This window comes from Methylocella sp. CPCC 101449 (assembly GCF_031921685.1).
GTDB lineage: Bacteria > Pseudomonadota > Alphaproteobacteria > Rhizobiales > Beijerinckiaceae > Terripilifer.
The window spans coordinates 1,191,466-1,209,329 of the sequence record NZ_JAPDHU010000001.1; the positions used below are offsets into that span (position 1 = coordinate 1,191,466).

Sequence of the window (17,864 nt, forward strand, 5' to 3'; positions counted from 1 at the left end):
GATTTATCCGGCGATCGCCGATGGACCCGCAGCCTCCGCCACGACCGGCATCGGTACCGGGCGGCGCAGGGATAGCCGGGGAACGGCCTCCGTCTCGGCGATCTCGTCCGTCCAGACCTGGAAATGGACCAGATTATGCGGCCCGAAACTGCTGATCATCGCCACGTCGGCGGCATCCCGGCCCCGCGCCATGACGATTCGGCCGATGCGGGGCTGGTTGTGTCGCGCGTCGAAGACATACCAGCGGCCCTCAAGCCACACTTCGAACCAGGCACTGAAATCCATGGGGGCCGGATCCTGCGGCACGCCGATGTCGCCGAGATAGCCGGTGCAATAACGCGCCGGAATATTCATGCTACGACAAAGGGCGATGGCAAGGTGCGCGAAATCCCGACACACGCCCTGACGTTCGTTGAACGCTTCGAGCGCGGTGCGGGTCGCACGCGCGCAGGCATAATCGAACCGGATGTGGTTATGGACGAAATCGCAGATCGCCTGGACCCGCGCATAACCCGCCGGGGCATTGCCGAAAAGCTCCCAGGCCGCGGCATTCAATTGATCCGTCTCGCAATACCGGCTGCCCAGCAAATAGACGAGAACGTCGGCGGGCAAATCAGCGACCGGCGTTTCGCGCGCCGATGTATTGGCAAAATCGGGCAGCCCGGTGTCGCGCACCAGGGAATCGCTTGTCAGACGAACGGTGCCAGGCTGCGCCATCACGCGATGCACCCGATTGCCGAACATATCGATATGTTCGGCGGTGACGACGCCTGAGGTGACGCGCAATCCCGTCGACGTCCGCACATCCTTGGCACGGAACGGATGGATGTTGAGAAGAAGAACCAGCGGGGTCGGCTGCGCGCAGCCGATCGCAATATCGAATCCAGCGCGAATGAGCATGGGCGAACCTGACGGTTGATCAAAAAGGACGGGTATTTCTTGTCTCGCCGATTCAACGCGACGCCCAGCCGATCGTTCCCAAGGCAAAAAAGCCAAGCCAGAACAGTCAAGCCAATCAAGTCACCAGATTGGACATCGGGAACGAGATCGCCCAGCGCAGCCCGCCCGGCGCGTAATCGATCTCCACGTGACCATCGAGCGAGCGCCCGGCCATGCGGGTGATGACCACATGGCCGAAACCCTGGCCTGTCGGCGGCCTCACCTTGGGCCCGCCGGTTTCCGCCCATTCGAAACGCAACCGCTGCTGCCCCTCGACGGTGATGAAATCCCAGGTCACGGCCACCCGGCCGCCGGCCGACGACAGAGATCCATGCTTGGCTGCATTGGTCGCCAGTTCATGCAAGGCCAGGCCCAGAGCCTGCGCCGCTTCCGGGATCACCGCCACCATGGGGCCGCCCACCTCCAAGCGGTCGCTATCGATATCGACGAAGGGGGCGAGCTGCTGGCGCACCAGATCGACCAGCAGAACGTGCCGCCAATTCTGATGCACAAGCAGATCATGCGAGGTCGCCAAGCCTTGCAGGCGCTGGGAGAAACGATCGAGAAAAACGTCGATGTCGTTATTGGAGGCGCGCGCCGTCTGGCGTGCCATCGCTTGAATGACGGCAAGAAGATTTTTCGAGCGATGCGACAATTCCCGCATCAGGAAGAACTGATGCTGTTCCGCCTCGCGATGGGCGCTGATGTCGCGCACCACATGCAGAAAATACAAGGGATGACCGGCATTGTCGCGCTCCAGCGAGACGGTGATGCCGACCCAGATGGTGGAGCCGTCCTTGCGAATGAAACGCTTGTCGAGCGCGAAGGATGAAATCTTGCCGTCGAGCAAATCCTGCATCTGGCTTTCGTCGGAATAAAGATCATCGGCGAAGGTCAGATCGACGGCCCGGCGGCGCAGCAATTCGGCCGTACTGAAGCCGGTGATCTCGGACATGCGCGCATTGACCATCAGCCAACGGCCATCGAGTCCGGAGCGGGCCATGCCGACGGCGGAATTGTTGAAGACGCTGCGAAACTGCGCTTCACGGCTGCGCAATTCCACTTCGATGCGTTTGCGCTGGGTGATGTCGCGGGCGATGGTCGAAACGCCGACGATATTGCCCTGTGCGTCGAGGATCGGCGCGGCTTCGATATGCACGTCGATGAGGCTTCCGTCCTTGCGACGGCGCACCGTTTCGCGGCGATAGTTCTCGCCTCTCGCGACGGCGGAAATCTTTTCCTGCAATTCTTGTCGCCGCGAATCGGGAATCAAAATACCGAGCGACTTGCCGACGATCTCATTGGCTTTATAGCCAAACAGACGCTCGGCCCCCTCGTTCCAGGAAATCACATCGCCTTCGAGCGAGATGCTTTTGATCGCATCGGCGGAGGAGGTGACGATCGCGGCGAGATGGGCATTCACCGCTTCGGCGCGCAGGCGCGACGTGATGTCGACCACGGTGCAAACGACACCGTGCAATTGATCGTCATGATAGATCGGGCGCACCCAATATTCGACCGGAAAGGATTGACCGTCGCTGCGGAAGAAGAATTCCTTCTCGGCGTGGCGATTGAAGCCATTGCGCGCCGCCGACAGAATGGGATCATCGATATTCGTGTAGAACGTCCCTTCGGACCTGGCGTGATGGATCACCTCCAATAGCGGCCTGCCGACGACCTGCGTTTCATCCGTGGCTCCGGTAAGCTTGATAAAAGCCGCGTTGCAGATGGTGATCGTGCCGCTTTGGTCGATGCTGAAAATGCTCTCCGCCGCCGAATCGATCAGCAGGCGAAAAAACAATTCATGGGACCGCAGCCGGTTCTGGCTTTCGCGATGTTCCTGAGCGATCTGGCCGGCATATTCAAAAGCGCGCTGCACTTCCGACAATTCGCGGATGCCGGGGTTTTCGATCTGCGGCGCACCGCCATCCACCAGGGCCACCGCGGCGCCGCTCAAACGACGCAGCGACAGCGAAATGCGGCGCGCCAGCAGAGACGCCAGCAGCAGCGCCAATCCGACGAGGATGACGCTGGCGATCGCCATTAGCATGAAGATGCGGGTCAGCGGCGCATTGATCACCGTTTTTGGAATGGCGATGATCGTCGTCCATCCCGTCAAGTCCGACTTCCGATAGATATTGGAAACGGCGATATCGTCGAAACTGACGCCCTCGAAAACGCCGCCTCTTTCCGGGCGTTGGATGGTGGCCTGGGTTTCGGGACGCGAGGCACGACCGAGAAACGCGTTCGCGTCGCGGCTGCGCGCCAGCATGATGCCATTGCGGTCGAGCAGACCGGCGGTCCATTCGCTCGGCACATTGCCTTCCGTGAACAGCCGGTCATAACGCTTGAGCAGTAGCACGGCGCTGAGCACACAAGGAACCCCACCGGCGCAGGTGGTCGGCACGCTCAGCGTGAACTCCGGCTCATTGTTGGCGCCGCGCAGAAAGCCGGACACGGAAAGGTCCTGTCCGGTCGGAATATCAGGGGCGCGAAACGCCGTGGGAGGCGCTGGACCGCCGGCGGGCGCCTGCACGAACAGTGGCCTGCCGCTCTGATCGGAGAGGATGACGGCATCGATCGCCGCCAGGCGCGCGGCCGCGCCGAGCTGGTTGCGGAAGGCGGTGAGATCGGGAGAGCGCAGACTATCGCTCGTCGCCACCGTACGCAGCGTATGGGCGATCTTCTCGATATCGCGATGCAATATCTCGGTGATGCTTTCGACCACGTCAAAGCGCCGGGCCTCGATCACCCGGCGTTCGGCGCTGGCGTAACGATCGGCGAGATAGAGGCTCAGCGCCAGCAGCGGCAGCAGGACCGCCGCGATCAGCAGAACGAGCAGCATGCGGATGGTGAGCGGGCGTGCCTTTGCAGCGCTGCCGGATGCGGCCAGCTCCTCGCCGCCGATCATCCCATGCTGCAAAGATGGAACGGAACTGTCGCGACCGAACATCTCGCCTACCAAATGGCACCAAGCTATTCCCCCTGAGGGAGAAACGCGACGGCGCTATACTTAAATTGACACAATTGATCGGAAAACGACGTCATATTTGCATAAACCGGCTGGTTTCGAAACTCCCGACGGGGCGATGAAAGCAGCTTCGTCACAGCGCAAACAAAGCGGCTGCCGTAACCGGCAGCCGCTGCAATTGAACGGGTCGAGAGGGCTCGCTTCGCCGGAGCCTTATTTCGACGTCGAGCGATCCGGCGGCGGGTTCAGGCCCGGCGGTGTCGGCGCCGAGCTTCCCGGGCGCGCAGGCGTGACCACCTTGAACTCCGGCGCGGCCTTCAGCTCATCCTTCGTCGTGTTCAACACCAGACGTTCCTTCGCATCCTTCATCGTCACCTTGATGTTCTGGAACGGCACGGCGACGTTCTTCTCGCCGATGCCCAGAAAGCCGCCGACACCGATCACGGCAGCCGCGACGGCACCGGTGGAGCGATCGAGCAGAAGATCGTTAACCTCGCCGATCTTCTCATCCTTGGGATCATAAACGTTCTTGTTGACGATACCCGATGCCAAAGATTGGCTTGGCGAATGGGTCGTCACATAGTTCGAGGCAGGGGCGCTCGTGGCCGGCGCCTGCGCGGGGGCGGCCGGCGGCGTCGATTGTGCGATACCGTAACCACCACTGACGGCGACAAGGAACGCCGCTACGCTGATGTTCTTCAGCGTGACTTGTTTCAACATGGCCTTTTCCTCCTTGTGTCGTTAACAATCGAAAGCGACCGCTTAAAGCCATCAGCTTCCATGGAATCGAACGCACAGCCACAGCGCCAGTTCCGCCTTCTTTGCGAATGGCTTCAGCAAGTAGAGCCAAAAGGCGGTTTTGGAACCAACTTTTAGACTGTGCGTTGGCCATACGACTGTCGGTTCCCAACAGTCCTTTCACACGCAATGGCCTTGCTGCCGTGCAGACTCCTTCTGCGCGCGCCCGGAGTAGTCGCCATGACCCTGAGCACCATTCTTCTCGTTATCCTTATTTTGCTTCTTCTGGGCGCCATTCCCAGTTGGCCCTATAGTCGCAACTGGGGTTATGCTCCTTCGGGAACGCTGGGTACCATTCTCGTCATACTTCTCATTCTGATGTTGCTGGGACGAATATAGATCTTCAAACCAAAGGAGAGAAACGATGGCGCAAGCCGATGATGCAGAGAAATTCGCACGCAAACTGGCAGAGGACTACACTGCGCTGCGCGACGACATCACCAAGCTTTCGGAGACGGTGTCCAAGCTTGTCTCGCGACAAGCCGACGTTGCCAGCGACCGCGTGAGCGAAGTGGTGGGAACAGCGAAAGCAGCCTTGACCGATTCCGCTGAAAGAGCGCAGGAACGCGTGAAGGGCATTGGTGCGGACATCGAGTCCAGTATCGAGCGCAATCCCTATTCCGCCGTTCTGATCGCGCTCGGCGTTGGACTGGCGCTCGGCCTGCTGAACCGCTCGCGCTAGACCGATGCAGAAGCTGTTCGCAACGCTTCTCACGGAAGCTTCGGGGCACGGCCGCAAACTGGCGATCTTCATGATCGTTCTGTTCAGCGCCGTGCTGCTCGGTCTCGTCGGCGTCGGCTTCCTCACCGCCGGCGCCTATCTGTGGCTAGCACCGCGCTACGGCGCTATGGAGAGCGCGCTCGGCATCGGCGCTTTCTTCATCGTCGTCGCGGTGATTGCAGCGGTCGCGGCCAGTACGGGGCAGAATGCGGCGGCACCATCAGCGGCGCCTGACGCGGCCATGCCGCCGAAGGAGCCCGCACCCACGCCGCCGGCCATTGACAGCCTGTTGCAAGCGCTGCAGGAGAACGGGCGCGACAACGAGCGACTGGCGCTCCTGGCCACGACCGAGGCGATCAAGAATGCCAGCCCCTTGCAACTGGTCGCCACCAGTCTGGTGGCCGGCTATATCGGCGGGCAGATGATCAAGCAGGTGCTCACGAAAAAGAAGTGACGATCCTACAGGGGTCGTCACCTTCGTTTCAGCGGGACGCCACCGCCTGATCGCGCCGCTGCGATTTACGATCGAAGAACAACGCCTGGCTGACCACCGCCTTGACCGTTCCAGGCACATAAGGCTTGGCGATCAGGAAGGCCGGCTCCGGCGCCTGGCCGGTGAGGAAGCGTTCCGGATAGGCGGTGATGAAGATCACCGGCGCTTCGAACGAGGCAAGGATTTCATTGACGGCATCTAGACCCGAACTGCCGTCAGCCAGATGGATATCGGCGAGGATCAACCCCGGCTTGTGCATTTTCGCCGCCGACACAGCCTCTTTGTGCGTGCGCGCCACGTTGACGACATTGTGGCCGAGGTCTTCCACCAAGGCTTGCAGATCGAAGGCGATGAAGGGCTCATCCTCGATGATGAGAATGCTGGTGGCGATCTGTTCGCTGATCTCTTGCCCCGCATCAGCCAACAAGCGATCGACCGTAGCCACGGAACAATCCATCACCTGCGCGATTTGATCTTGATCGAACCCTTCCAGCGTACCGAGGAGGAAAGCAATGCGCGGACGCAACGACATCGCGCCAAGATGGCGTTGCGCGCCGGCCTCGTCGCCATAGGCGGAGGTTTCCGGGATCGCGCGCATCGGATTGTCAGACCAGCATTGGAGGAACCGCCGATAAAGGGCGATCCGGACATCGGCGGCGGATTTGATATCCGCAGGATCCGCCACGATCGCCTCAAGCGTCGCCATGACATAGGCGTCGCCATCAGCCTGCGTACCGGTCAGCGCACGGCCAAACCGGCGCAAAAAGGGCACATGCTGGGAAATCGTCTCGGAAATGGCCATGGGTTGCCCTTCAAGTTGTCGATTTATCGCCTTTAGGCTTGCTGTAAGCACACTTAGGCGTTGCGACGTAAACGTCTGTCATCAAAAATAGTTCCTGGACAGGGAACCTGCAAACGCTTCTCGCGTTGGCTCTCACAGACCAGCAAATGATGCTGAATATGCGAGATTCAACAGGTTGAGGGCGCCGCTTCTATTGGGGTGAAGTTAGATGAGCGAACCCGACAAAACAGACCAGCGGGACAAAGTGGATAACAAGCTCATGGAAAATCAACCGGAGGCAGGCCGCTCGCCCCGCCGGCGTACATCCCCGGCTAACCGGGAAGCCCATGCGCAAATCGGCCGGCAACTGAAGTCCATCTACGACGATGTTCTGAACCAGCCCATCCCGGATCGATTCCTCGATCTGTTGCAGAAACTGGAAGACGACAAGCGTGACAAGTAGCCCTCAGCAAATCCAGGAAGCGGCGACCCCGTCGTTGAAAGCCGACATGATCGCGGCCATCCCGAGCTTGCGGGCTTTCGCGGTGTCGCTTTCCGGCAATGCGGATCGCGCCGACGACCTGGTGCAGGAAACCTTGGTGAAGGCTTGGGCCAATCTCGGCTCGTTTCAGGCCGGCACAAATCTGTCGGCGTGGCTCTTCACCATTCTGCGCAACGTCTATTATTCCGAGTATCGCAAACGCCGGCGCGAGGTCGCCGACAGCGACGGCGCTTTCGCCGCGCAGCTCATCGAGCCGGCAGCGCAAGACGATCACATGAACTTCCTCGACTTCCGCTCCGCCATGCAGAAACTGCCTGCCGATCAGCGCGAGGCGATCATTCTCGTCGGCGCCTCGGGCCTCTCCTACGAAGAGGCGGCCAAGGTCTGTGCTTGCGCCGTCGGCACGATGAAAAGCCGCGTCAATCGCGGGCGCAATAAATTGACGGAACTGCTGAACGCCAGTCCCGCCAATCCATTGCCCGCGAAGACAGAGACGCCTGCGAAGTCCGACACCTCCGACGAGTGATCTACCGCGCCGGCACCGGCTGCGCGGCGCGATTGCGCGGCAACAGCACCAGCGCCGCAGCAATCAGACAGAGCGCGCCCGCCACGAAGAAGGCCGGCAGATAGCTGTCGAGCACGGTGCGCGACAGACCAGCCCCGAATGCCGCTGTAGCAGCACCCAATTGATGGCCGGCGAAAACCCAGCCGAACACGAGATTGGCCTTTTCGCGACCGAAATGCTGGGCCGCCAGTTTCACCGTCGGTGGCACCGTGGCGATCCAATCGAGCCCATAGAACATGGCGAACAGCGATAGGCCGTAGAACGAGAAATCGGTGAACGGCAGATAGAGCAGTGAGAGGCCACGCAGGCCATAATACCAGAACAACAGCCAGCGATTGTCGTAGCGGTCCGACAACCAGCCCGAGCCGACGGTGCCGACGAAATCGAAGGCGCCCATCATCGCCAACACGCCGGCAGCGCTGACGGCCGCGAGGCCATAGTCGCCACACAGCGAGATGAAATGCGTCTGGATCAACCCATTGGTCGAAGCACCGCAGATGAAGAAGGTGCCGAACAGCACCCAGAACATGCTGCTGCGTGAAGCCTCGCGCAAAGCCTCCAGCGGCGCCAGCACCAGCGACCACAGCGACGCGGCCTTCGCCGGCGGCGGCACGACGGCACCCTCGCCGTAGGGCGCGAGGCTCAAGTCCGACGGGCGATCGCGCATGAACAGGATGACGGCGATCGCGGCGGCGGCTTGCAGGCCGCAGACCAGCAGCAAGGCCGAGCGCCAGCCCAGATGATCGGTGACCTGCGCCATGAGCGGCAGGAAGACGAGCTGGCCGGTGGCGGAGCTGGCCGTCAGGAGACCGATGACGAGACCGCGCCGTTCGGTGAACCAACGCGTCGCCACGGTGGCACCCAAGACCAGGGCGACCAGACCGGTGCCGAAACCGACCACGACACCCCACAGCAGGATGAGCTGCCACACCTTCGTCATGGCGAGCGAGGCCAGCATGCCACCGCCGATGAGCGACAAAGCGACGAGGATGACCCGGCGCAGGCCAAAGCGGTTCATGAAGGCGGCGGCGAACGGCCCCATCAGGCCGAAGAGCAGCAGACGAATAGCCAAGGCCGAGGAAATCTCGGCGGTCTGCCAGCCGAATTCTTTTTCCAGGGGGACGATGAGGACACCGGGGGCGCCAACGGCGGCAGCGGTGACCAGCATGGTGAGGAAGGTGACCGCCGCGACGACCCAACCATAATAGATGCCGCGGCCGGTGAGCGACGCGGCCAGACGAGTAGACAGCATGAGGAGCCCCAAAAAGAGACGTCCGGAACCCCTCGAATCCGGCCGTATTTCCTTTACATGACGAACATCATATTATATGCTGGCCATCATGTAAAGGAGCGGATCAGAGGTTATTGCTGCCATGCGCTACGGTAAGGGCCACAAGGACGAGACCCGCAAGCGGATCCTCGACGTCGCCGCGAAACGATTTCGCAAGGACGGCGTGGACGCTGTGGGCGTTGCCGGCCTGATGGCCGATGCCGGCCTCACCCACGGCGGCTTCTACAGCCACTTCCCGTCCAAGGAACATTTGGTGCGCGAAGTGCTCGATACCGTTCTCGAGACGCGCCATGCGAGTCTCGAACGCTCCGCCGCCAGCGGCAACGGCATCGAACCGGTGATCGAACGATATCTCAGCGAGCGCCATCGGGATGAGCCGGAGAACGGCTGTCCCTTCGCCTGTTTTGCGGTGGAGATCGCCCGGCACGAACCGGAAACGCGCGAAATATTCACCGCGAAATTCAACCGCCATGTCGAACTGATCGCCGCGCATCTGCCCGAAGGCAGCGAGGAGCAGCGCCGCCAGCGCGCCACCGCTTTGCTCGGCTTGATGTCGGGCATGTTGCAATTGGCGCGGGCGACGCCAAGCCCGGAAACATCGGATGAGATTCTCGCCAGCGCGCGTCAGCACGCCCTGGCGATGGCTGTGGCGCCTTACGCGTGAAGCGTTAGGCTATCCGCTCTAGTCGTTGTGGGTTTCGTGCACGCTGGCGGCACCGATCTTCCAATAGCCGGCGGCTTTCACCCATTGCTTGGGATGAGCGTGATCCTCGACGAGGATGCGGCGCAGGCGCTTGGCGGTGAGGGATTCGCATGCCACCCAGGCATAACCTTCGCCCGCCGGCAGTTTCAGCTTCGCCACCGCGTCATCGAGCAAAGTGGTCTTGCCCGGCTCGGCCTTGCCGCGATGCAGCCAGACGGTTTCGACTTTAGCCTTACTGTCGAACGTCTGTTCTTCGGCCGCATCGGTCACTTCAACGACGACGATGGCGCAGGCGCCGGTGCGCAGTTCGGCCAGACGGCGCGCAATGGCCGGCAGTGCCGTCTCATCGCCGACGAAGAGATTCCAATCGAAATCATCGGCGACGACGAAAGAGCCGCGCGGACCGCCGATACCGAGCAGGTGACCGGGCTTGGCCTGCATGGCCCAGGCGGTCGCGGGACCGGCCTCATGAATGGCGAATTCAACATCGAGTTCGCCCGCCGCCGGATCGTAACGGCGCGGCGTGTAATCGCGCATGATCGGCTTCTCGCCATCCTCGGTCTCGGATGAGCCGGGCGCCGTCACCACGGGCTGGGTCTCGCCCGGGCGCGGAAAGAACAGTTTGATGTGATCATCGTAGGAAGCGCTCAGAAAGCCTTCGAGATCTTCGCCCTTGAAGGTGACGCGGATCATGTTCGGCGTGACATGGGTGACGCGATCGACGGTCAGCAAGCGGCGTTTGGTTTCGTGACGCACGCGCTCGATGCGATGCGGCGCGAGAGAAGGTGCAACAGCGGTATCGGACATGAGAATTCCTTCGCAAGAGCCGGCGGAGTGCCGGGGCTTTCGCTTGCCGCGGGCCAGCACGGTCAAGTCACAGCATGATCGGTTGAGCGCACAGCCGCTCACTTCATGATCGAGACGAAGGTAGGCGCGTGGCGCCCCCGGCGCAAGGATTGGCGCGCATTCTTGAGTCGTTCAAATCTATGTCGTCAAAACGCGGCCAATCACCGTCCCGAAATTTGACTTTGGTCAATCAACGCACACCATAAGCTTCGGCCATCTCGTCGATAGCGGCCAGTTTGGCATGAAACAGCGACCAATCATCGGCGGTGGCGATCGGTGCCCAGATCGCCTCGACATCCTCAATCAGCATGGTGCACGGCGCTTGGCGGGCGAAATAGGCATGGTCGATCTTGGCGCCGGCCGCCGTCTGGCGCTGCATCAGATCGGCGCGGACGGCTGCGAAATCCTCCTGCGCATAGAAAGACGCCATGGGGCCAGCTTCGGCGCGCGCGGCGGCGGCAGGCCCGCCATACCAGTCGAAGAAGAAGCGTTCGAACGGCATGCGCGTCTTCTGCAGGAAAGGCCAGATCACCCGCGCCAGCGCCGTATCCTTTTCATCGCCTTGGCTGACGATACCGAGACGGCGCAATAGGGCGGCGAGAAAAGCTTCATGGAAGGCCGGCCGGAAGGCTTCGAGCGCCTTCTCCAATCCCTCTTGCGAGGCGAGCGGCAACAAGCATTCGGCGAGCCGCGCCAGATTCCACAACAGCGCATCGGGCTGCGCGCCATAGGCATAAAGGCCGGTCTCATCGAAATAGGCGGCCGTGAAGCGCGGATCGAGCACCGGCAGAAAACGCCACGGGCCGTAGTCGAAACTCTCGCCGGTGATGTTGATGTTGTCGGTGTTGAGCACGCCATGGACGAAGCCGGCCAGCATCCATTGCGCGCCCATCACGCCGACGCGGCGAGACACCTCCTCGAGAAAGGCTATTGTCCGCGCCTCGACATCGTCGCGCCAGAGCGAAGGCATGTAAGTGGTGATGGCATAATCGAGCAGGCGCGCGATATTGGCGTCTTCCTGCAGATAGCGCAGGCGCTGAAACGTGCCGATGCGAATATGCGAATGATTGAGCCGCACCAGAACCGACGAACGGGTCGGCGACGGCTCGTCGCCTCGTACCAGATCCTCACCTGTCTCGATCAAGCTGAAGGATTTCGACGTGTTGACGCCGAGCGCTTCCAGCATCTCCGTCGCCATGACTTCGCGTACGCCGCCTTTGAGCGTCAGACGGCCGTCGGCGGTGCGCGACCATGGCGTCTGACCGCTGCCCTTGGTGCCAAAATCGAGCAGGCGGCCATCGACGCGATCATAGAGCTGGGCAAAGAGAAAGCCGCGCCCATCGCCGAGATCCGGATTGTAGTGGCGAAACTGATGGCCGTGATAGCGCAGCGCCATCGGCTGCTCGAAACTGCCGGGCAGCGGTTCGAAGCGGCCGAAATGGACAATCCATTCTTCATCGGTCAGATCGGCGCAGCCAACCCGCGCGGCCCAGCGCTGATTGCGATGACGGATGATGTGTTTGGGGAAATCGGCAGCAACGACGAGGTCGTAAAAATCCGGCCCCAGCGCCGCATGCGCTTTCGCGGGACGAAAATCAGGCGAAAGCGGCATGGCGGCTCAACTCTTGTTTTTATACGTCAGGCAGGCTGGAAATTCATGGCAACGCCATTGATGCAATAGCGCAGATAGGTCGGCGGCGGCCCATCGTCGAAGACATGGCCGAGATGACTGCCGCAGCGGCTGCAATGCACTTCCGTGCGCACCATGCCGTAGCTGCGATCGACCGTCGTTTCCACGGCACCTTCGATGGGATCATTGAAGCTCGGCCAGCCGGTGCCGCTTTCGAATTTCAGTTTTGAGACAAACAACGGCTGATCGCAGCCAACGCAGGTGAACGTGCCGGAGCGCTTCTCATAGTTCAGCGCGCAGCTTCCCGGCGCTTCCGTGCCGTGTTCGCGCATGATGTGATATTGCTCGGGCGTCAGAATCTCGCGCCATTCGGCATCGGTATGCGTGACCGGATATTGCTTGGCGTCCATGGGATGCTCCCAGGTTCCTTGAAAGGCTGTAGCCGCAATATAGGCATAAGCCCGCAGTTTTTCTATATTGCTTATCCCGCTGATCGGGCGCGGGCTTTATAAGGGGCCATGCCTTCGCGGGCCAATTCGTCGGCACGCTCGTTCATTTCGTCGCCGGCATGACCCTTCACCCAATGCCATTCGACATTGTGCCGTTCGGCGGCCGCATCGAGGCGCTGCCAGAGATCGACATTCTTCACCGGCTTCTTATCGGCGGTGCGCCAGCCGTTGCGCTTCCAGTTCTTGATCCAGCCCATGACGCCGCCACGCACATATTGCGAGTCGGTGTAGAGATCGATGTTGCAGGGCCGCGTTAGCGCCTCGAGCGCCATGATCGCCGCCGTCAGCTCCATGCGATTGTTGGTCGTCTCCGGCTCACCCCCCGATAATTCCTTGCGGCGCTCGCCCCATTGCAGAATAACGCCCCAGCCGCCTGGCCCCGGATTGCCGGAACAGGCACCATCGGTGAAAATCGTCACGCGTCCCGTCACTTCAGCAACCCATAGTCACGCACCGATTGCACCTGCTGATGGAAGCGCAGCTTCTTCACATATTCGAGCGGGTCTTTCGGGCGCACCAATGCGCCATCGGGCACATTGAGCCAATCGACCAAACGGGTCAGCAGGAAGCGCAGCGCCGCACCGCGCGCCAGCAGAGGCAGCGCCTGTTTCTCCGCCGCCGACAGAGGGCGCACCTTCTGATAGCCGTCAATCATCGCCATGCCCTTGGTGATGTTGAAGGACAGGTCCGGCTCGAAACACCAGGCGTTGAGACAGATCGCCAGATCGTAGGCCAACGCATCATTGCAGGCGAAATAGAAATCAATCACGCCCGACAAGTGCGGCCCGAGAAAGAAAGCATTGTCGGGAAACAGATCGGCATGGATGACACCGGAGGGCAGCGCTCGCGGCCAGGCCTGTTCGAGATGCGCCAATTCGTCTGCGATCATCACCGCAAGGCCCGGCAAGACACCATCGGCGCGCGCTTCGGCGGCTTGGAACAGCGGCGCCCAGCCGGCGACGGAGAGCGCATTCGGCCGCTTGATCTCGAAATCGCTGCCCGCGCCATGCAATTGCGCCAACACTTCGCCGATCTGCGCGCAATGCTGCACGCCCGGCCGGCGCACCGACATGCCATCGAGGAAAGTGACGATGACCGCCGGCCGGCCGGCGAGACGGCCCAGCGCAGCGCCGCGCCGATTGTGAACCGGCAGCGGACAATTGACGTCGCGTCGCGCCAGATGCTCCATCAGGCCGAGAAAGAACGGCAAATCGGCTTCGACGACACGGCGTTCATAGAGGGTGAGAATGAAAAAGCCCGCTTCGCAATGAAGCAGGTAGTTCGAATTCTCGACGCCCTCGGCAATGCCCTTGCACGACAGCAGGCCGCCAAGCTCGTAGCCCTCGAGGAAGACCGCGAGGTCCTCGTCGGATATTTCAGTATAGACGGCCATTCCTGGAGTTCCGGCAGCGGGTCGCGCCGTTTTGCCGTGCGCGTGTGCCCGTGTTAGCCACGTGGGCCTGCCAGGTCAAACAGATGTCCCAAAGATAGTTGGAATGCTGGGTTTATCGGCCGCTTTCGCTGGAATTGCTTCCTGGACCTTCTCTTGGGCCGTCTCTTGGGCCTGGGCTTTTTTCACCATTGGCGCCTCGGCCGCCCAGACGGCGCGCAATGCCATGCAGCGCGACCTTACCGCCACCCTCGGCACGGCCGGCGCCACTTACGTCCGCTTTCTCTTCAGCCTGCCGTTCATCCTCGCCCTCTTCCTGTTCGAGACCGTCATTCTCGGCATGAAGCCGCCGGCGATGTCGACGCCGAGCCTCGCCTGGCTCTTGGGTGGCGCACTGGCACAGATGCTGGCGACAGGCCTGATGCTCGCCGGCATGACCATGCGCTCCTTCGTCGTGGTCACGGCCTATACGAAGACCGAACCGATCATTCTGGCGATTTTCGGCGCCGTGTTTCTTGGCGATCATCTCTCGCCCGCGGCTATCGCCGCCGTATTGATCGCCACGGCCGGCGTCATGCTCATGTCTTGGCCAAAGCGCGCGGCTGGCGCGAAGGCCGATCCAAAGGAATGGCAATCGGCGGCGCTGGGCCTCACCGGCGGAGCGTTCTTCGCCTTGTCGGCGACCTGCTATCGCGGCGGCCTGATCGGACTTGAAGGATCGAGCGTCGTCATCATCGCCACCACGGCGCTGCTGGCGGCGCAGCTCATGCAATGCGCCTTGATCGTCGTCTATCTGGCGCTGTTCGACCGCGCGCTTTTGAAAGCGATTGCCGTCAACTGGCGCAAGTCGCTCTTCGCCGGCGCCATGGGCGCGCTCGCCTCGCAATTGTGGCTGATGGCGTTCACTCTCACCTCGGCGGCGGCCGTGCGCACCCTGGCTCTGGTGGAGGTGCTGATGGCGCAAGTCGTCACCCGCCGCCTGTTTCGACAGGGCACGTCAGGGCGCGAATATATTGGCATGGCGCTGATCGTGAGCGGTATCGTTCTGCTGCTGCACGGCTGAGCGGGGATCATCTGACGCGACTTGCAAACGCGTCTGCGGCAAAGACTGGGGATATTCCGCGCGCAGGAATTTGATCAGCTCCTCGCGCACTTCGCAGCGCAGATCGAAGGTCCGCGCCGAAGTCGAAGCGCTGACGAGAATACGCACTTCCATGGTCGCCTGTTTGAAATCGGTGATCTGCACATTGACCACCTTGCCGTCCCAGAGCGGCGAGTTGCGAGCGATCGCTTCGACCTTGCGGCGCAGTTCATCGATCGGCACCATATAGTCGAGATAGATCATCACGTTGCCGATGAGCGCGGCGCCTTCACGCGTCCAGTTCTGAAACGGCTTTTCGATGAAATAACTCAGTGGCAGCACCAGCCGTCGCCAATCCCAGATGCGCACCACCACATAGGTGGAGGTGATTTCCTCGACATTGCCCCACTCGCCTTCGACCAGCAGCGCATCATCGATACGAATAGGCTGGGTGATGGCCAGCTGGATGCCGGCGAAGAGATTCTTCAACACCGGCTGCAAGGCCAGACCGATGACGACGCCGGCCACGCCGGCCGAGGCCAACAGACTGAGGCCATATTGCCATACGCGCTCGAAGGTCATCAGACAGGCGGCGATGGCGATGACGATAATCAGCAGATTGACGACCCGGCGCAGAATGTTCGACTGCGTGACATGCTTGCGCGCCAGCAGATTGTCTTCCGCATCGAGCTTGAAACGACGCAGATAGACCACCGTCCAGATATGCACGGCGATCTGCGCCATCCAGGCGATCAGGATGATTAGCGCGATGGTAAGGCAACGCTCCAGAACCTGCGCCAGTCCCGGCGAGAGCGGCAAGACGGCCTGCCCGATCGCCAAAGCCACCATGATGGCGAACAGACGCGAGGGACCGTAGGTGCGCGAGACCAGCGAGCGCCAGAACAGATCGCGATCGGCGACCATGCGGGTCAGGCGCTGAAAGACGAAACGATGGACGACGATGGCCAGGACGGCGAACAGCGCCAGCCCGACCAGATCAACCAGCCAGACAGGAAAGATGGCTATCACGAGTTCGGCTTGCGCCAGCAATTCAGCAAGAGACATCGGTCCAAGGCTTCACGCGTTGTCTCCCCCAGGGGACAACCGCTTACCTCGACCCAAGTTCCATCCGCTTCATCTAATTGGCGATTTGGACTTAGACGCGTTGACGCAGCTCGCGCGGCGGCGGGAAATGGACACCTTCCTGGGCCGTCACCACGGTTTCCACGGCAACGTCGAAGTGGGCGCGGAAGCCATCGAGGATTTCCTCGACCAGCACTTCCGGCGCCGAGGCGCCCGCCGAAATGCCGACCCGCTTCACCCCTTGCAGCATCGTCCAATCGATATCGGCGGCGCGCTCGACCAGAAGCGCGATCGGGCAGCCGGATCGTTCGGCGACCTCGCGCAGGCGCAGCGAATTGGACGAATTCGGCGCGCCGACGACGATCATGGCATCGACCTGCGCGGCAACAGCCTTCACCGCATCCTGCCGGTTGGTGGTGGCGTAGCAGATGTCTTCCTTATGCGGGCCGACGATGTCGGGGAAACGGCGCGTCAGCGCCTCGACGATCTCGCGGGTATCGTCCACCGACAGAGTGGTCTGCGTCGCCCAGGCCAGATTTTTCTCATCGAGCGGCGTCAGTTTCTCGACATCATCAACCGTCTCGACGAGTACGACAGCACCCGCGGGCAATTGGCCCATGGTGCCTTCGACCTCGGGGTGGCCGGCATGGCCGATCAGCACGACCGTGCGGCCGCGCCGGGCATGAATCTCAGCCTCGCGATGCACTTTCGTCACCAGCGGACAGGTGGCATCGATGGTGAGGAAATTGCGTTGCCTGGCGGCGGCAGGCACGGCCTTCGGCACGCCGTGAGCGGAGAAGATGACAGGCGCCTCGGTGTCGGGGATTTCATCGAGATGATCGACGAAGATCGCGCCCTTGGCGCGCAGGCTGTCGACGACATAGCGGTTATGGACGATCTCGTGACGGACGTAGACCGGCGCGCCGTAGATCTCCAGCGCGCGCTCGACCGTGTCGATGGCGCGCACGACGCCGGCGCAGAAGCCGCGCGGCGCGCAGAGCAGGATCTGAAGTTTCGGCCGTTCGCTCATCAAACCTATCCAGAACACCTTTGCCGCGCCGTAGCCCCGGACAGCGGTGCCTATACCAAGACTAGCCGTTGCGGAACATATCCGTGATTTTTTCCATCAAACCATCGCGCACCTGGCGATAGGCCTCGAGCCGTTGCTCGCGCGATCCGTGAACGGCCGTCGGATCGATCGTCGGCCAGTATAACGCATCGATGGCCATGGTGCGAATATAGTCCAGCGCCGTGTGATGAGCCTCCGGCGACAGGCTGATAATCATGTCGAAATTGTCGTCTTCGAGATCGTCGAAGGTGCGCGGCACATGGCGGGTCATATCAATGCCGATTTCCGCCATGGCCGCCACCGCAAAAGGGTCCAGCTCGCCATGGCGTACCCCGACGGAGGCGAAAAATACCTCACGCGGGAACAGGCTGCGACCGATCGCCTCGGCCATCGGCGAGCGCACCGAATTGAACGTGCAGGCAAACAGCAGCGATTGCGGGCGTTTGCGCACGGCAAAGGGCGGGGCGGCGGGATCGCTCATCCGGCGGATCC

Annotated in this window: 20 protein-coding genes; 7 read left to right on the forward strand and 13 right to left on the reverse strand. The window is 61.6% G+C overall.

Annotated elements, in window-relative coordinates:
- Positions 1 to 3: 3 nt before the first annotated feature.
- The 3 genes from OIM99_RS05400 to OIM99_RS05410 form a co-directional block, all read right to left on the reverse strand.
- Positions 4 to 900: a transglutaminase family protein gene (locus OIM99_RS05400; RefSeq protein ID WP_311849302.1), complete on the reverse strand. Its 897-nt coding sequence runs from the start codon at positions 898 to 900 to the stop codon at positions 4 to 6.
- 115 nt (positions 901 to 1,015) lie between these two features.
- Positions 1,016 to 3,892, reverse strand: coding sequence for a PAS domain S-box protein (locus tag OIM99_RS05405; RefSeq protein WP_311849303.1), 2,877 nt, complete (start codon positions 3,890 to 3,892; stop codon positions 1,016 to 1,018).
- 231 nt (positions 3,893 to 4,123) lie between these two features.
- Entirely contained in the window at positions 4,124 to 4,630 is a 507-nt protein-coding gene (locus OIM99_RS05410) for a PRC-barrel domain-containing protein (protein WP_311849304.1), read from the reverse strand.
- Between the two features lie 258 nt (positions 4,631 to 4,888).
- Here OIM99_RS05410 and OIM99_RS05415 point away from each other — a divergent pair, with 258 nt between their 5' ends.
- Genes OIM99_RS05415 through OIM99_RS05425 form a run of 3 tightly spaced genes read left to right on the forward strand, consistent with a single transcriptional unit; the run spans position 4,889 to position 5,883 of the window.
- Positions 4,889 to 5,047, forward strand: coding sequence for a DUF3309 family protein (locus OIM99_RS05415; protein WP_311849305.1), 159 nt, complete (start codon positions 4,889 to 4,891; stop codon positions 5,045 to 5,047).
- A 25-nt stretch (positions 5,048 to 5,072) separates the two neighbouring features.
- A complete protein-coding gene (locus OIM99_RS05420; protein ID WP_311849306.1) occupies positions 5,073 to 5,390 on the forward strand; it encodes a hypothetical protein in 318 nt (105 codons plus the stop codon).
- 4 nt (positions 5,391 to 5,394) lie between these two features.
- A complete protein-coding gene (locus tag OIM99_RS05425) occupies positions 5,395 to 5,883 on the forward strand; it encodes a hypothetical protein (RefSeq protein ID WP_311849307.1) in 489 nt (162 codons plus the stop codon).
- Between the two features lie 28 nt (positions 5,884 to 5,911).
- On the opposite strand, the gene OIM99_RS05430 is transcribed toward OIM99_RS05425, so the two are convergent.
- Entirely contained in the window at positions 5,912 to 6,724 is an 813-nt protein-coding gene (locus OIM99_RS05430; protein WP_311849308.1) for a response regulator, read from the reverse strand.
- Between the two features lie 208 nt (positions 6,725 to 6,932).
- On the opposite strand from OIM99_RS05430, the gene OIM99_RS05435 reads away from it, so the two are divergent.
- Positions 6,933 to 7,166: a NepR family anti-sigma factor gene (locus OIM99_RS05435; RefSeq protein ID WP_311849309.1), complete on the forward strand. Its 234-nt coding sequence runs from the start codon at positions 6,933 to 6,935 to the stop codon at positions 7,164 to 7,166.
- 46 nt (positions 7,167 to 7,212) lie between these two features.
- On the forward strand, positions 7,213 to 7,731 hold the full coding sequence (locus OIM99_RS05440) for a sigma-70 family RNA polymerase sigma factor (RefSeq protein WP_409371501.1): 519 nt from the start codon (positions 7,213 to 7,215) through the stop codon (positions 7,729 to 7,731).
- Position 7,732: 1 nt separating this feature from the next.
- On the opposite strand, the gene OIM99_RS05445 is transcribed toward OIM99_RS05440, so the two are convergent.
- On the reverse strand, positions 7,733 to 9,022 hold the full coding sequence (locus OIM99_RS05445; protein ID WP_311849311.1) for an MFS transporter: 1,290 nt from the start codon (positions 9,020 to 9,022) through the stop codon (positions 7,733 to 7,735).
- Between the two features lie 121 nt (positions 9,023 to 9,143).
- On the opposite strand from OIM99_RS05445, the gene OIM99_RS05450 reads away from it, so the two are divergent.
- Positions 9,144 to 9,725 (forward strand): TetR/AcrR family transcriptional regulator, encoded by a 582-nt coding sequence (locus OIM99_RS05450; RefSeq protein WP_311849312.1) that lies wholly within the window; start codon positions 9,144 to 9,146, stop codon positions 9,723 to 9,725.
- Between the two features lie 18 nt (positions 9,726 to 9,743).
- On the opposite strand, the gene OIM99_RS05455 is transcribed toward OIM99_RS05450, so the two are convergent.
- From OIM99_RS05455 to OIM99_RS05475, 5 genes are all read right to left on the reverse strand, one after another.
- The gene (locus tag OIM99_RS05455) at positions 9,744 to 10,571 is read right to left on the reverse strand and encodes a siderophore-interacting protein (protein WP_311849313.1); all 828 of its coding nucleotides are present in this window, start codon (positions 10,569 to 10,571) and stop codon (positions 9,744 to 9,746) included.
- A gap of 229 nt (positions 10,572 to 10,800) precedes the next feature.
- Positions 10,801 to 12,222, reverse strand: coding sequence for a protein adenylyltransferase SelO family protein (locus OIM99_RS05460; protein WP_311849314.1), 1,422 nt, complete (start codon positions 12,220 to 12,222; stop codon positions 10,801 to 10,803).
- A gap of 26 nt (positions 12,223 to 12,248) precedes the next feature.
- Positions 12,249 to 12,650, reverse strand: a complete 402-nt coding sequence (msrB, locus tag OIM99_RS05465; protein WP_311849315.1) for a peptide-methionine (R)-S-oxide reductase MsrB — start codon at positions 12,648 to 12,650, stop codon at positions 12,249 to 12,251.
- 71 nt (positions 12,651 to 12,721) lie between these two features.
- Positions 12,722 to 13,180: a ribonuclease HI gene (rnhA, locus tag OIM99_RS05470; protein ID WP_311849316.1), complete on the reverse strand. Its 459-nt coding sequence runs from the start codon at positions 13,178 to 13,180 to the stop codon at positions 12,722 to 12,724.
- On the reverse strand, positions 13,177 to 14,142 hold the full coding sequence (locus OIM99_RS05475; RefSeq protein WP_311849317.1) for a homoserine kinase: 966 nt from the start codon (positions 14,140 to 14,142) through the stop codon (positions 13,177 to 13,179). The genes rnhA and OIM99_RS05475 overlap by 4 nt, the downstream gene beginning before the upstream one ends.
- 103 nt (positions 14,143 to 14,245) lie before the next feature.
- Here OIM99_RS05475 and OIM99_RS05480 point away from each other — a divergent pair, with 103 nt between their 5' ends.
- Positions 14,246 to 15,202: a DMT family transporter gene (locus tag OIM99_RS05480; RefSeq protein WP_311849318.1), complete on the forward strand. Its 957-nt coding sequence runs from the start codon at positions 14,246 to 14,248 to the stop codon at positions 15,200 to 15,202.
- On the opposite strand, the gene OIM99_RS05485 is transcribed toward OIM99_RS05480, so the two are convergent.
- From OIM99_RS05485 to OIM99_RS05495, 3 genes are all read right to left on the reverse strand, one after another.
- Entirely contained in the window at positions 15,137 to 16,285 is a 1,149-nt protein-coding gene (locus OIM99_RS05485; RefSeq protein ID WP_311849319.1) for a mechanosensitive ion channel family protein, read from the reverse strand. The genes OIM99_RS05480 and OIM99_RS05485 overlap by 66 nt on opposite strands.
- Positions 16,286 to 16,376: 91 nt before the next feature.
- Complete coding sequence (ispH, locus tag OIM99_RS05490; RefSeq protein ID WP_311849320.1) at positions 16,377 to 17,333, reverse strand: 4-hydroxy-3-methylbut-2-enyl diphosphate reductase; 957 nt, start codon at positions 17,331 to 17,333, stop codon at positions 16,377 to 16,379.
- A gap of 61 nt (positions 17,334 to 17,394) precedes the next feature.
- Entirely contained in the window at positions 17,395 to 17,853 is a 459-nt protein-coding gene (locus tag OIM99_RS05495; protein WP_311849321.1) for a low molecular weight phosphatase family protein, read from the reverse strand.
- Positions 17,854 to 17,864 lie beyond the last annotated feature (11 nt).

Coding starts and splice junctions, on each gene's coding strand:
- OIM99_RS05405 (WP_311849303.1), bottom strand. CDS start 3,892: ATGTTCGGTCGCGACAGTTCCGTTCCATCTTTGCAGCATGGGATGATC.
- OIM99_RS05440 (WP_409371501.1), top strand. CDS start 7,213: ATGATCGCGGCCATCCCGAGCTTGCGGGCTTTCGCGGTGTCGCTTTCC.
- OIM99_RS05400 (WP_311849302.1), bottom strand. CDS start 900: ATGCTCATTCGCGCTGGATTCGATATTGCGATCGGCTGCGCGCAGCCG.
- OIM99_RS05415 (WP_311849305.1), top strand. CDS start 4,889: ATGACCCTGAGCACCATTCTTCTCGTTATCCTTATTTTGCTTCTTCTG.
- OIM99_RS05460 (WP_311849314.1), bottom strand. CDS start 12,222: ATGCCGCTTTCGCCTGATTTTCGTCCCGCGAAAGCGCATGCGGCGCTG.
- OIM99_RS05435 (WP_311849309.1), top strand. CDS start 6,933: ATGAGCGAACCCGACAAAACAGACCAGCGGGACAAAGTGGATAACAAG.
- OIM99_RS05450 (WP_311849312.1), top strand. CDS start 9,144: ATGCGCTACGGTAAGGGCCACAAGGACGAGACCCGCAAGCGGATCCTC.
- OIM99_RS05420 (WP_311849306.1), top strand. CDS start 5,073: ATGGCGCAAGCCGATGATGCAGAGAAATTCGCACGCAAACTGGCAGAG.
- OIM99_RS05485 (WP_311849319.1), bottom strand. CDS start 16,285: ATGTCTCTTGCTGAATTGCTGGCGCAAGCCGAACTCGTGATAGCCATC.
- OIM99_RS05495 (WP_311849321.1), bottom strand. CDS start 17,853: ATGAGCGATCCCGCCGCCCCGCCCTTTGCCGTGCGCAAACGCCCGCAA.
- OIM99_RS05445 (WP_311849311.1), bottom strand. CDS start 9,022: ATGCTGTCTACTCGTCTGGCCGCGTCGCTCACCGGCCGCGGCATCTAT.
- OIM99_RS05425 (WP_311849307.1), top strand. CDS start 5,395: ATGCAGAAGCTGTTCGCAACGCTTCTCACGGAAGCTTCGGGGCACGGC.
- OIM99_RS05480 (WP_311849318.1), top strand. CDS start 14,246: ATGCTGGGTTTATCGGCCGCTTTCGCTGGAATTGCTTCCTGGACCTTC.
- OIM99_RS05430 (WP_311849308.1), bottom strand. CDS start 6,724: ATGGCCATTTCCGAGACGATTTCCCAGCATGTGCCCTTTTTGCGCCGG.
- OIM99_RS05475 (WP_311849317.1), bottom strand. CDS start 14,142: ATGGCCGTCTATACTGAAATATCCGACGAGGACCTCGCGGTCTTCCTC.
- OIM99_RS05455 (WP_311849313.1), bottom strand. CDS start 10,571: ATGTCCGATACCGCTGTTGCACCTTCTCTCGCGCCGCATCGCATCGAG.
- OIM99_RS05410 (WP_311849304.1), bottom strand. CDS start 4,630: ATGTTGAAACAAGTCACGCTGAAGAACATCAGCGTAGCGGCGTTCCTT.
- ispH (WP_311849320.1), bottom strand. CDS start 17,333: ATGAGCGAACGGCCGAAACTTCAGATCCTGCTCTGCGCGCCGCGCGGC.
- msrB (WP_311849315.1), bottom strand. CDS start 12,650: ATGGACGCCAAGCAATATCCGGTCACGCATACCGATGCCGAATGGCGC.